Source organism: Leucobacter sp. Ag1, from assembly GCF_000980875.1.
Classification (GTDB): domain Bacteria; phylum Actinomycetota; class Actinomycetes; order Actinomycetales; family Microbacteriaceae; genus Leucobacter; species Leucobacter iarius.
On record NZ_LAYO01000110.1, the window covers coordinates 131207 to 143939 of the forward strand.

The 12733-nt window shown below is 70.2% G+C and carries 14 protein-coding genes; 6 read left to right on the forward strand and 8 right to left on the reverse strand.

Annotated features, from left to right (window positions below; all coding sequences use genetic code 11):
* Positions 1-22: 22 nt before the first annotated feature.
* Positions 23-808 carry an isoprenyl transferase gene (locus XM48_RS15450; protein WP_046456724.1) on the reverse strand — a complete coding sequence of 262 codons (786 nt, stop codon included), beginning with the start codon at positions 806-808 and terminating at the stop codon, positions 23-25.
* Positions 809-829: 21 nt separating this feature from the next.
* Positions 830-1564, reverse strand: a complete 735-nt coding sequence (recO, locus tag XM48_RS15455; protein WP_046456725.1) for a DNA repair protein RecO — start codon at positions 1562-1564, stop codon at positions 830-832.
* A gap of 47 nt (positions 1565-1611) precedes the next feature.
* Here recO and XM48_RS15460 point away from each other — a divergent pair, with 47 nt between their 5' ends.
* Both XM48_RS15460 and XM48_RS15465 read left to right on the forward strand, forming a co-directional pair.
* Positions 1612-2361, forward strand: a complete 750-nt coding sequence (locus tag XM48_RS15460) for a trimeric intracellular cation channel family protein (RefSeq protein WP_046456726.1) — start codon at positions 1612-1614, stop codon at positions 2359-2361.
* Between the two features lie 60 nt (positions 2362-2421).
* The gene (locus tag XM48_RS15465) at positions 2422-4362 is read left to right on the forward strand and encodes a primary-amine oxidase (protein WP_046456727.1); all 1941 of its coding nucleotides are present in this window, start codon (positions 2422-2424) and stop codon (positions 4360-4362) included.
* A gap of 13 nt (positions 4363-4375) precedes the next feature.
* Here XM48_RS15465 and ruvC read toward each other — a convergent pair whose 3' ends face one another.
* The 5 genes from ruvC to XM48_RS15490 form a co-directional block, all read right to left on the reverse strand.
* Positions 4376-4972 (reverse strand): crossover junction endodeoxyribonuclease RuvC, encoded by a 597-nt coding sequence (gene ruvC, locus XM48_RS15470; RefSeq protein ID WP_046456728.1) that lies wholly within the window; start codon positions 4970-4972, stop codon positions 4376-4378.
* A 65-nt stretch (positions 4973-5037) separates the two neighbouring features.
* Positions 5038-5802, reverse strand: a complete 765-nt coding sequence (locus XM48_RS15475; protein WP_046456729.1) for a YebC/PmpR family DNA-binding transcriptional regulator — start codon at positions 5800-5802, stop codon at positions 5038-5040.
* Between the two features lie 68 nt (positions 5803-5870).
* Positions 5871-6428, reverse strand: coding sequence for an HIT domain-containing protein (locus tag XM48_RS15480; RefSeq protein WP_046456730.1), 558 nt, complete (start codon positions 6426-6428; stop codon positions 5871-5873).
* Positions 6416-8380 (reverse strand): threonine--tRNA ligase, encoded by a 1965-nt coding sequence (thrS, locus tag XM48_RS15485; RefSeq protein WP_046456731.1) that lies wholly within the window; start codon positions 8378-8380, stop codon positions 6416-6418. Before thrS ends, XM48_RS15480 begins: the two co-directional genes overlap by 13 nt.
* Before the next feature lie 104 nt (positions 8381-8484).
* Positions 8485-8769 carry a hypothetical protein gene (locus XM48_RS15490; protein WP_046456732.1) on the reverse strand — a complete coding sequence of 95 codons (285 nt, stop codon included), beginning with the start codon at positions 8767-8769 and terminating at the stop codon, positions 8485-8487.
* 88 nt (positions 8770-8857) lie between these two features.
* Between XM48_RS15490 and XM48_RS15495 the strand changes: the two genes are divergently transcribed.
* Together XM48_RS15495 and XM48_RS15500 are read left to right on the forward strand one after the other, a co-directional pair.
* A complete protein-coding gene (locus XM48_RS15495; RefSeq protein WP_046456733.1) occupies positions 8858-9673 on the forward strand; it encodes an alpha/beta fold hydrolase in 816 nt (271 codons plus the stop codon).
* A complete protein-coding gene (locus XM48_RS15500) occupies positions 9666-10232 on the forward strand; it encodes a TetR/AcrR family transcriptional regulator (RefSeq protein WP_046456734.1) in 567 nt (188 codons plus the stop codon). Before XM48_RS15495 ends, XM48_RS15500 begins: the two co-directional genes overlap by 8 nt.
* 25 nt (positions 10233-10257) lie before the next feature.
* Here XM48_RS15500 and XM48_RS15505 read toward each other — a convergent pair whose 3' ends face one another.
* Positions 10258-10725 (reverse strand): PaaI family thioesterase, encoded by a 468-nt coding sequence (locus XM48_RS15505; protein WP_046456735.1) that lies wholly within the window; start codon positions 10723-10725, stop codon positions 10258-10260.
* A 165-nt stretch (positions 10726-10890) separates the two neighbouring features.
* Between XM48_RS15505 and XM48_RS15510 the strand changes: the two genes are divergently transcribed.
* Positions 10891-11565 (forward strand): peptidylprolyl isomerase, encoded by a 675-nt coding sequence (locus tag XM48_RS15510; protein ID WP_046456736.1) that lies wholly within the window; start codon positions 10891-10893, stop codon positions 11563-11565.
* 14 nt (positions 11566-11579) lie between these two features.
* Entirely contained in the window at positions 11580-12731 is a 1152-nt protein-coding gene (locus XM48_RS15515; protein ID WP_046456737.1) for a hypothetical protein, read from the forward strand.
* Positions 12732-12733 lie beyond the last annotated feature (2 nt).

A 12733-nucleotide genomic window follows, 5' to 3' on the forward strand; every position in this document is an offset into this window, starting at 1 on the left:
CACGACCCGCCCGGCCGAGCGGCTAGGCCGGTTTCGGGGCGTCCACCGCCCCGCCGAAGCGGCGATCCCGGTCGTGGTAGATCCCGATCGCCCGCCAGAGCTCGGACCGGTCGAAGTCGGGCCACAGGGTGTCGAGGAACACCATCTCGGCGTACGCGGACTGCCAGAGCATGAAGTTGCTGGTGCGCTGCTCCCCCGACGAGCGCAGGAACAGGTCGACGTCCGGCAGCTCGGGCACGTAGAGGTAGCGCCCGATGGTGCGCTCGCTGATCCCGTGGGGCGAGAGCCGCCCGGTGGCGACGTCCTCGCCGATGCGGCGCATGGCGTCCACGAGCTCGTTGCGCCCGCCGTAGTTGACGCACATCGTGAGCGTCAGCCCGGTGTTGTGCGCGGTGACCCGTTCGGCGGTCTTCAGCTCGCTGAGCACGGACCCCCAGAGCCGCGGCCGGCGCCCGGCCCAGCGCATGCGCACGTTCCAGGAGTGCAGCTGCTCGCGCCGACGCCGCAGCACGTCGCGGTTGAACCCCATGAGGAACCGGACCTCGTCGGGCGAACGCCGCCAGTTCTCGGTGGAGAACGCGTAGACGCTCAGGTGCTTGACCCCGGCCTGGATCGCGCCGGCCACCACGTCGAGCAGCGCCTGCTCGCCCATGCGGTGCCCCTCGACGCGGGGCAGGCCGCGCTGGTTGGCCCAGCGCCCGTTGCCGTCCATGACGATCGCGACGTGCTCGGGCACAGGTCCCGCGAACCGGGGCGGTTGCTCGCCGGTCCAATCGACCGGCACGATCTCGTCGGGCACTCGCGGCATAGCGTTCAGTGTATCGAGCGTTCAGGCGACGGGATGCGCCGCGGAGCCGCGCAGCGAGCGCAGACCGCGCTCCAGGTGCCACTGCGTGTACGCGGCGACGATTCCGGCGGCCTGCCCGCGCTCGCGCTCGGTCGACGCGGTCGCCGTGTCCCAGTCCCCCGCGAGCAGCGCGGCGAGCAGACGGATGGATCCCGGATCGAGCCGCGGCGCGCCTGGCACGCGGCAGTCCTCGCAGACCACGCCGCCCAGCTGCACGACGACGAGGGTGTGCGGGCCCGCGGCACCGCAGCGCACGCACTCCTCGAAGCCCGGCGACCAGCCGGCGATCGCCATGGCGCGCAGCAGGTAGCCGTCGCGCACGAGCTCGGTGGGCACCTTGCCCTGCGCGAGCGTGCGCAGCGCGCCGACGAGCAGCCGGTACTGCTGCGGCGCGGGGCCGCCCTCGCTCAGGCGCTCGGCCGTCTCGACCATGACGCTGCCCGCGCGGTACCGCTCGTAGTCGCTGCTGATCGGCGGCCCGTACGAGCCGAGCGTCTCGGCCTGGGTGATCGTGTCGAGGGTGCGGCCCTCGTAGCACTGCAGATCGGCGACCATGAACGGCTCGAGCCGCGCCCCGAACTTCGACGAGGTGCGCCGGACCCCCTTCGCCACGGCGCGCAGCAGGCCGCGCTCGCGCGTGAGCAGCGTCACGATGCGATCGGCTTCGCCGAGCTTGTGCGTGCGCAGCACGACGCCGACTTCGCGGTACAGGGGCATGTCTCAAGTATCCCGGATCCTTATGCGCGATCGGCGAGAATAGAGGCGTGCTCGACCAGACCTTCCACACCCCGCTCGCCGCAGACCTCGTCGCGGTCGGCGTCGGCAGCCTGCAGGGCGCCCTGTTCGCCGCGGGTTTCAAGCGGATCGACCTGCTCGGCGTCGCGATCATCGGCATCGCGTCGGGCATCGGCGGCGGTTTCCTCCGCGACATCCTGCTCGGCGTGACGCCGGCGGCGTTCTCGATCAACTGGTACCTGATCGTCGCGACCGGCGCCGCGTTCATCGGCATGCTGCTGCCGCGCCTCTTCGAGCGCGTCGATCCGGTCATCACCGTGCTCGACGCGCTCAGCATCGGCATGTTCGGCGCGATCGGCACGACCAAGGCGCTGTCGCTCGACATGCCCGTGGTGCCTGCCCTCTTCATCGGCACCGTGTCGGCGGTCGGCGGCGGCGTGCTGCGCGACCTCATGCTCAACATCCCCATCGCGCTCATGCACGTGGGATCCCTCTACGCGGTCGCGAGCCTCGTCGGCGTCGGCGTGCTGGTCGTGCTGCTCGCGTTCGGGGTTCCCGTCGTCATCGCGGGGATCGCCTGCGTCGCAGTGACCGCCGTGCTGCGCCTGCTCGCCGTCCGGTTCGGCTGGAGCCTGCCCGAGCAACGCGCGCTCAGCCGACTGCGGCTGCGGCGCCAGCGCGAGGTCGAGCAGACCATCGAGGCGCTCAAGACGGGCACGATCCCGCTGCCCGAGATCCCGCCGAACCCGGACGATCTGCGGGGTCCCAGCGCGCGCTGAGCCGGGGTAGGCTGACGCGCAGGACGGCGCGACGGAGCGCCCGCCGAGAACGGAGCTGCGATGCGCCCTCATCCCCTCGACTCCCTGTCCGCCGAAGAGATCACCGCGACCTCCGAGCTGCTCGCCCGCGAGCGCGGGATCGACGCGGGCTGGCGCTACGCCTCGATCGCGCTCCGCGAACCGCCCAAGACCGAGGTGCGCGCCTGGCGCGAGGGCGACCCGATCGGGCGCCGATCCTTCGCCGTGCTCTGGAACAAGGCGAGCAACGAGGTCTTCGAGGCGATCGTCGACCTCGGCGCCGGCGTCGTCGAGAGCTGGGAGCATCGCCCGGGCGTGACCCCGAACTTCACCGTCGACGAGTACCACGACTGCGACGTCGCCCTGCGCGCTCACCCCGAGGTGCGCGCGGCGCTCGAGGCGCGCGGCATCGATCCCGAGCTCGTCCTCTTCGACCTCTGGACCTACGGGCACGAGGTCATGCCACCGCAGTGGCGGGATCGCCGGCTCGGCTGGGTCGACATCTGGAAGCGCGCGGCGACCGGCGGCAACCCCTACGCGCACCCCGTGAGCGGGCTCAAGGTGATCGTCGATGTGAACAGCATGGAAGTGCTGCAGATCGACGAGGCGCACGACCGGGGATTCCCCGAGGTCGACGCCGAGTACACGCCCGAGCTGCGCGACGAGCCCGAGCGCACCGATCTGAAGCCGCTCGACATCGTGCAGCCCGAGGGCGTGTCCTTCGCCCTCGACGGATCCCTGCTGCGCTGGCAGGACTGGGAGTTCCGCATCGGCTTCAACTACCGCGAGGGTCCCGTGCTGTACCAGGTGCGGTTCAAGGACGGCGACGAGTACCGCGACATCGCCTACCGCATGTCGCTCGCCGAGATGATCGTGCCGTACCGCGACTCGAGCTTCGACCACTACCGCCGCACCGCGTTCGACATCGGCGAGTGGGGCCTCGGCTACATGTGCACCTCGCTCGAGCTCGGATGCGATTGCCTCGGCGAGATCACCTATCTCGACGGCGTCCTGCCCGACACCGCGGGCCGCCCCCGGGTCACGAAGAACGCGATCTGCCTGCACGAGGAGGACGACGCCGTGCTGTGGAAGCACGTCGACCCCGACGCCGGTACCGAGGTGCGCCGCATGCGCCGCTTCGTGGTCTCGGTGCACGCGACGGTCGCCAACTACGAGTATCTCGTCTACTGGCGGTTCTATCCGGACGGCAACATCGAGTGCGAGATCCGGGCGACCGGGATCATGGTCTCGACGCCCATGGAGGACGAGGCCGCGACGTTCCCCACTGGCACCGTGATCGACCGTCGCAGCTACGCGCCCTACCACCAGCACTTCCTGGTCGCGCGCCTCGACCTCGACATCGACGGCGAGGACAACACGGTCGTCGAGTCCGACTCGATGGCCGCGCCCATCGGCGACGCGAATCCGCTCGGGCTCGACCTGCACACGCGCGGCACGGTCATCGCGTCGGAGGCCGAGGCCGGCCGCGACTACCGGTGGGAGACGCAGCGCTCCTGGAAGGTGCAGAATCCGAACCGCCTCAACGCCTGGGGTGCGCCGACCGCGTACAAGCTTGTGCCGTCGGCGTCATTCCCGGCGATGTTCGACGAATCGTCTCCGATCCTGCGCCGCAACCCGGTGATCGGCAGCACCCTCTGGGTGACGCGGCAGCACGACCTCGAGATGTGGCCCGCCGGCGACTACCCGACCCAGTCGCACGACGACCTCGGCAACGGCATGAGCGCGTGGATCGCCGACGACGAGAACCTCGTCGACACCGACGTGGTGCTCTGGTACGTCTTCGGGATCCACCACATCACCCGCGCCGAGGACTGGCCGATCATGCCCGTCGACAAGGTCGCCTTCACGCTCAAGCCGTTCGGGTTCTTCGACCGGAACCCGTCGCTCGACGCGCCGCGGTCACCGTCGAAGCACGGCGGCGGGAGCTGCTGCGCGGGCGGGGAATGCCACTGCGAGCACTGAGATCCCGGCGGGATCAGCCGCCGCGCGGGCCGCGGCGGCGCCCCTGCCGGGACTCGGCCTCGCGCCAGGCGCGCTGCGCCGGCGTCTCGGCGGATCCCGCGCCGGGCTGGCTCTCGGCGCGGCTCGCCGATCCTCCCCGCCCGAGGTGCCAGGCGTGCGTGATCGCGAGCGCCAGCGCATCGGCGGCGTCGGCCGGTTTCGGCGGCGCCTGCAGGCGCAGCAGCCGGGTGACCATCGTGGTGACCTGCGCCTTGTCGGCGCTGCCGTAACCCGTCACCTGGGCTTTGACCTCGTTCGGCGTGTAGAGGGCGAGCGGGATCCCCCGCTGCTCGGCCAGGTACATGACGACGCCGCTGATCTGCGCGACGCCCATGACGCTCGCGACGTTGTCCTGCGCGAACACGCGCTCGAGGGCGATCGCGTCGGGACGCTCCCCGTCGAGCAGCCGCTCCAGGCTGGAGCCGAGCTTGTGCAGGCGGGCGGGCAACGGGTCGCCCGCGGCGCTCGTCAGCACCTCGACGTGCTCGAACTCGACCCGGCGGTTGCCGCCGGCGGTCACGATGCCCACGCCGCACCGGGTCAGGCCCGGGTCGATCCCGATGATCCGCATCGCCTCTTCACCTCACGATCGGGCGGTGCGCGGCGGACTCCCGTTCGCCGCGCACCGCCGAATCATCAGTCGTCCGCTTCGAGCTCGGCCTGGACCTCGGGGGTCAGGTCGAAGTTCGAGAAGACGTTCTGCACGTCGTCGCTGTCCTCGAGCGCGTCGATCAGACGGAACACCTTGCGCGCGGTGTCGGCATCGATCTCGACCTTGAGGTTCGGCACGAACTCGGCGTCGGCCGAGTCGTAGTCGATGCCGGCGTCGACCAGCGCGGTGCGGGCGCCCACCAGGTCGGAGGGATCCGTCAGCACTTCGAAGGACTCGCCGTTGGGGGTCGGGTTGACCTCCTCGGCACCGGCCTCGAGCACAGCGGTCAGCACGTCGTCCTCGGTGGTACCCTCGGCGGGGACCACGATGACGCCCCGGCGCGCGAAGTTGTACGCGACGCTGCCGGGATCGGCGAGGGTGCCGCCGTTGCGGCTGAGCGCGGTGCGCACCTCGGCCGCGGCGCGGTTCTTGTTGTCGGTGAGGCACTCGATCATGAGGGCGACGCCGTTGGGGCCGTAGCCTTCGTACATGATCGTCGTGTACTCGACGGCATCGCCATCGAGACCGGCGCCGCGCTTGATCGCGCGATCGATGTTGTCACCGGGGACCGAGTTCTTCTTCGCCTTCTGGACGGCGTCGACGAGGGTCGGGTTGCCCGAGAGGTCGGCGCCGCCGATGCGCGCGGCGACCTCGATGTTCTTGATGTACTTGGCGAAGGCCTTCGCGCGCCGCGAATCGATGATGGCCTTCTTGTGCTTGGTGGTCGCCCACTTGGAGTGTCCGGACACGGGAGCTCCTTCTGTTCTTGGAAGTTGTACGGGTCGAGTGCTGGGTTCCGCCGTCGCGGGGCGACGGCCTACGCCTGTGGTCCAGGGTCCACGGGCCAGGCCGCGGCGACTCGCTCGCGCACGTCGCCGAGCAGCTGCGGCATGGCCTTCGTCTTCGCGATGATCGGGAAGAAGTTGGCGTCGGACGCCCAGCGCGGCACGATGTGCTGGTGCAGGTGCGCGGCCACACCAGCGCCCGCGATCGCGCCCTGGTTCATGCCGATGTTGAACCCGTCGCAGCCCATGACCTCGCGCGCGACGCGCATGGCGGTCTGCGTCAGCTCGCCGATCTCGGCGACCTCCTCGACCGTCGTCTCGTCGTAGCCCGACACGTGGCGGTAGGGGCAGACCAGCATGTGACCCGTGTTGTAGGGGAACAGGTTGAGCAGCACGTAGGCGGAGCGCCCGCGCGCCACGATCAGCGCGTCCTCGTCGCTGCGGGCGGGGGCCGCGCAGAACGGGCAGTCGGTGTGATCGGGCTGACGGTGGTCGGCCACGTAGACCATGCGGTGCGGGACCCAGAGCCGCTGCAGCTCGTCGGGATCGCCGACCGCAGCGGTCGAGCTCAGGTCCTCTACTCGGTCCACGCCGTCGACACCTGCTCGTGGCTCCGGATCGCGCCGACGATCCGCTGGATCGCCTCGTCGACGGGCACGCCGTTCATCTGCGTGCCGTCGCGGAAGCGGAAGCTCACGGCGCCGGCCGCACGATCCTCTTCGCCCGCGATGAGCTGGAAGGGCACCTTCTCCTTGGTGTGGGTGCGGATCTTCTTCGGCATGCGGTCGTCGCTGTGGTCGACCTCGGCGCGCACGCCCTCCTCGCGGAGTCGGGCGACGATGCCGTCGAGGTACTCGCCGTACTGCTCGGCGACCGGGATGCCCACGACCTGCATCGGCGCGAGCCACACCGGGAACGCGCCGGCGTAGTGCTCGAGCAGGATCGCGAAGAAGCGCTCGACCGAGCCGAGCAACGCACGGTGGATCATGACCGGCTGCTTGCGGGTGCCGTCAGCCGCCGTGTATTCGAGTTCGAACAGCTCGGGCTGGTTGAAGTCGAGCTGCACGGTGGACAGCTGCCAGGTGCGGCCGATCGCATCGCGCGCCTGCACGGAGATCTTGGGGCCATAGAACGCGGCTCCGCCCGGGTCGGCGACGAGCTCGAGGCCCGACTCCTCGCCCACCTGGCGCAGGGTCTCGGTGGCGATCTCCCACTGCTCGTCGGAGCCCACCGACTTCTCGGGGTCGCGGGTCGAGAGCTCGAGGTAGAAGTCGTTGAGACCGTATGCGCGCAGCGTCTGGAAGACGAACTCCAGCTGACGCTTGATCTCGTCCTTCACCTGCTCTTCGGTGACGTAGATGTGCGCGTCGTCCTGCGTGAGGCCGCGCACTCGGGTCAGGCCCGAGAGCGTGCCGCTCTTCTCGTAGCGGTAGACGGTGCCGAACTCGGCGAGCCGCAGCGGCAGCTCGCGGTAGCTGCGGGCGCGCGAGCGGAAGATCAGGTTATGGAACGGGCAGTTCATGGGCTTCAGGTAGTAATCCTGACCCTGCTTGACCACGTGCCCGTCGTCGTCGACCACCTCGTCGAGGTGCATCGCCGGGAACATGCCGTCCTTGTACCAGTTGAGGTGCTGGCTGGTCTCGAACAGCGTGCCCTTGGTGATGTGCGGGCTGTTGACGACCTCGTAGCCGTTCTTCAGCAGCTCCGAGCGCATGAAGTTCTCGATCTCGTGCCGGATGATCCCGCCCTTGGGGTGGAACACGGCGAGACCCGATCCGATCTCGTCGGGGAAGCTGAAGAGGTCGAGCTCGACGCCGAGCTTGCGGTGGTCGCGCTTCGCGGCCTCCTCGAGCCGGGTCTGGTACGCGCGCAGCTCGTCCTTGGTCGGCCAGGCGGTGCCGTAGATGCGCTGCAGCATCGGGTTCTTCTCGCTGCCGCGCCAGTAGGCGCCGGCCGAACGCATGAGAGCCCAGCCGTTGCCGAGCATGCGAGTGTTCGGCACGTGCGGGCCGCGGCAGAGATCCTTCCAGCAGAGCTCGCCGGTCTTGGGATCGACGTTGTCGTAGATGGTGAGTTCGGCGCCGCCGACCTCCACGCTCTCGTTGTCGTCGCCGGTGGATCCGCCCTTGAGGCCGATGAGCTCGAGCTTGTATGGCTCGTTCGCGAGCTCGGCCCGCGCCTCGTCCTCGGTGACGACGCGGCGCACGAAGCGCTGCCCCTGCTTGACGATCTTCTGCATCTCGGACGAGATCGCCTTCAGATCTTCGGGGGTGAACGGCGTCTTCGGATCGAAGTCGTAGTAGAACCCGTCGGTGATGGGCGGGCCGATGCCCAGCGTGGTCTCGGGGTTGATGCGCTGCACGGCCTGCGCGAGCACGTGCGCGGCGGAGTGGCGGAGGATGTTCAGTCCGTCGGTGCTCTCGACGGTGATCGGCTCCACGGTGTCCGTCTCGGTGACCTCGGTCGCGAGGTCGCGGAGCTCGCCGTTGACGCGCATGGCGACGATCGAACGGTCGGTGAACAGGGAGAAGCCATCTGCCACTGGGGCACACTCCTTCGCAAGCGGGTGCGGATCGGGAACGAACGGCGGCGCCGTTCACCCCACGATCCTACTGGGTCCGCCGCTGGGCGCAGACGATCGCGGCCTCAGTCCCGCGCGCGCCGGGATCCTGCGGCCGGCGCCTCGGCCCGGCGCGATTCCTCCTCCGCGGCCCGCTCCAATGCGGCGTCGGCGCGCTTCCGCCCCGCCTTCATCCAGACGATGCTGCCGACGAACGGCACGAGCGCGATGAACGCGATCCAGAAGAACAGCTTGATGATGGAGATCACGGCGGTGCACTGGCCGAGCGAGCGGATCGCGAACAGCGCGACGATGAAGTGCACGATGACGACCGTCCACCAGACCAGCTCGAAGACGAAGTCGGGATCCATGCCCTCCAGGCTACGGCACCCGTCACCGCGCTCCGGCTTCCACGCGACGCATTGCTACGCTTCGTAACCACATGTTATGCTTCGTAACATGAATGAATCTCTCATCGAAGTCGAGCGACCCGACGGGCGCATCGCCGTCGAGGTCAGCGGGCGCGGCCCGTTGGTGCTGTGCGTTCCCGGGATGGGCGAGAATCGCGCGTCGTTCCGCCACCTCGTCCCACTGCTCGCGGACGCCGGGTACCGCGTCGCCGTCATGGACCTGCGCGGGCACGGCGACAGCTCCGCCGAGTTCTCGAGCTACGACGATCCCGCCACCGCGGGCGATCTGCTCGCGGTGGTCGACGCGCTCGATTCCGGCCCGGCGACCATCATCGGCAACTCCATGGGGGCCGCGGCCGCGGTCATCGCCGCCGCGGATCGCCCCGAGTCGATCGCGAGGCTGGTCCTCATCGGCCCGTTCGTGCGCGACCACGGCCCGGCCGGCCTGCGCACGCTTATGCGCCTGATGCTGCTGCGCCCCTGGGGTCCGGCGGTGTGGCGCGGGTACGCGAGCTCGCTGTTCGGAGGGATCCGCCCCGATGATCACGAAGAGCAGTTCGGTCGCACCATGGCGCTGCTCCGACGACCGGGGCGCTGGCGCGCCTTCCAGTCCACCGTGCGCGAGGTCACCCACGCTCCGGCGGAGGCGGCGCTCCCCCGCGTCCACGCGCCCGCACTCGTGATCATGGGCTCGCGGGACCGGGACTTCCCCGATCCCGAGGCCGAAGCGCGGTGGATCGCCGACGCCCTCCAGGGCGAGCACCGCATGATCTCGGGAGCCGGGCACTACCCGATGGCCGAGCAGGCGGACGCCGTCTTCGCCGAGCTGCGCGGCTTCCTGAGCGAGGAGGCCTCGCATGGCTGAGCGCCTCAACCGTGGCGCCGTCGTCGCCCGTGCCTCGGAGCTCGTCGACGAGATCGGGCTCGATTCGCTCACGATCACCAAGCTCGGGCGCGCCCTCGGCATCGCCCCTCCCGGCGTCTACCGCCACGTCGCGGACCTCGACGATCTGCGCAGCGCCATCGCGCAGCTGGCGGCGCACGACCTCGCCGTCGTGCTCACCGCGGCCGGGTCCGGTCGCTCCGGCTCGGCCGCCCTGCACGGGATCGCCGACGGGTTGCGCCGCTGGGCCGAGCAGCACCCCGGGCGCCACGCCGCACTGCAGATCGCGCCCGAACCGGATGATGCGGACGGGCAGGCGGCTGCGGAGCGGCTGGTCCGCGCGATCGCCGACGCCCTGCGCGAGTACGAGCTGGCGGGCGACGACCTGACCGACGCGATCCGATTCGTCCGCAGCACCGTGCACGGCTTCGTCGCGCTGGAGCTCGGCGGCGGGTTCAAGCAGGCCCGCGATCTCGACGCCACCTTCGATCGCATCGTGGGCGCGCTCGACGGCGCGCTGCGCTCGTGGGGCGGCCGCTGATCCCGGCCCTCGCCGAGCGCTGCGCTCAGCCGTAGATCATGCAGGTCTCGGTCCCGTGCGCGACGACGCGCCCCCGCTCGTCGGTGATCGTCCCCTCCGCGAACGCGGTGGAGCGGCCGAGGTGGACCACGGTGCCGGTCGCGCGGAGCACGCTGCCGTCGGTGGGGACGGTTCTGAGGAAGTTGATCTTCATCTCCAGCGTTCCGTAGCGGACTCCGGCGCCGAGCCGGGAATGCACGGCGCACGCCATCGCGGAATCGAGGACCGTCGCGTAGATGCCGCCGTGCAGGGATCCGAGCGGGTTCGCGTACTCGGGGCGTGCGGCGATCACGAACGTCGCCCGGCCCTCCTCGACGGCCTCGAGCTCCATGCCGAGGAACCGGCCGATGCTGGGACCGTGCTCCGGTGAATCGCGGACCGCGCGCAGCACCTCCAGGCCGGTCATGGTCGCGGGATCGGGCGGGGTCGATCCCGCGTCGGTGCGGTGCGTCATCCTGAGCCTGCTCTCTGCGTCGAGGGTCCCGATCCGGCCACCCTATCCGCACCCCGCGGCCCACCCGCTTCGCGCCCACCGTTCGAATCGGCCAGACTGGAGAACGCCCGACCGCGCAGCAGAGGATCGTCGCGCGGATCCCGTTCCCTCCCCGAAGGAAGTCGCATGCGTCTCCGTCTCGCCGCCCTGCCCCCGATCGCGGCCCTGCTCGTCGGACTCGCCGCCTGCAGCGCAGCCCCCGACGAATCGACGTCCGCCGCCTCGCAGCCGGCCGCACCGACCACCGCATCCGCCTGCGCCTACACAAGCGACGGTTCGGCCGCGAAGCCGGTGACCCCGCCGCCCGCGGAACCGAAGACGGCGAAGGCCGCGACGCTGAAGACCTCCGCAGGGGAACTGACCATCGCGCTCGACGGCGAGCAGGCACCCTGCACGGTGAGCAGCTTCGTCTCGCTGATCTCGCAGCAGTACTTCGACCAGACCGCCTGCCACCGGCTCACCACGAGCGGCATCTACGTGCTCCAGTGCGGCGACCCGACCGGTACCGGACGCGGCGGCCCCGGCTACACCTTCGCCGACGAGACCGCACCCGGCATGAGCTACCCCGCGGGAACCGTCGCCATGGCGAACGCCGGACCCGACACCAACGGTTCGCAGTTCTTCCTCGTGTACGACGACAGCACGAGCCTCCCGCCGAACTACACCGTGTTCGGGCACCTCGACAACGCGAGCCTCGCAGCGGTCCGCGCGGTCGCGAAGCAGGGCGTCGAGGGCGGCGGCCCCGACGGAGCTCCCGCGCAGAAGGTCACGATCCTGTCGGCGTCCACGACCGGCGAGTAACGGGCGCCGAGCCGATGACCAGCCCAACGCTTCCGACGCGCCTCTTCGAGGCGCTCGCGCGCGGCGAGCAGGATCCGATCGTCCGTGATCTCGCCTCGGCGCTGGGTGAAGAACCGGTCGAGACGCTGGAACGTTCGATCGGTGTTCCCCCGATCCGCTCGAAGCACCTGCGATTCGCCTCGGGCGGCGAGCTCGTGTTCCACGACGGTGCGCTCGCCGCAGTGCTCCTCCATCTCGTGCCGACTCCGATCGCGCCCCGGGGCCTCCGCCTGCAGGATTGGTTCCCCGGCCTCGACAACGATTCCGATCTCGACCGATTCAAGGCGGTCATCGGCCCGAACTGGCGGTTCGCGAGCGGCGGTTCCCGATACTTCCCCGTCGCCGACGGCTTCGTTCGACTCACCGTGCGCTCCGGGCTCCTCGCCGGCGTGGTGGTATCCGCGGAGGACCCGAAGCTGATCTGCCGCCCCGAGGACGACACCTGCGAGACCTGCGCGGATCTCCCGGTGCTCCGGCCCAACGGCTCCCTCGACGTCACGGCCACAATCGAGGTGCTCCGTACCGCGGTCGCCGACCGGAGACTCAGGGAGGACTCCTCCCGGATCACGCTCGCGGACCTGGCGCTGCTGCACGATTCGGGGCTCGGTGCCCCCGCGGAGAGCCAGGTCTCCTGCCGGAGCTGCGAGCGTGCGCTCTGCCTGGGCCTGCGGCGAGATGCGGAGCCATTCCTCGTGTACCTGCCGTTCGACGTCGCGTGGCGGCGCCCGGCCCCGGACATCCCGCCCGTCGCGCTGTGGGGAGATGCAGCGCGGATCGCCGCGGAACGCGAGGCGATGCGCTATGTCGACCACGAACCGGGACGCTGGTTCCTCGTCGCCCGGCACGGCGAGACCTTCCTCGACGTCCGCACGAGCGCCGGATCGGTCAGCGACACCTCGGTACTCATCCGGCTCAACGCGAACGAACTCGCCGCGTACGCGTCGGGCGGGCACGAGGCCCTCTCGGAGCTCGCCGAGCGCATCGATCGGAGCGCTCCGACCTCGGAAGGGTCGCCCTACCGGATCAGGGACCTGTACCGCGGACCGGAAGCTCGCGAGCTCCGCAACGCCGTCTCTGCCGCGATCGTCGATCGCACGTGGATCGCGGAGCAGCGCCGGGCGCGCTGAGA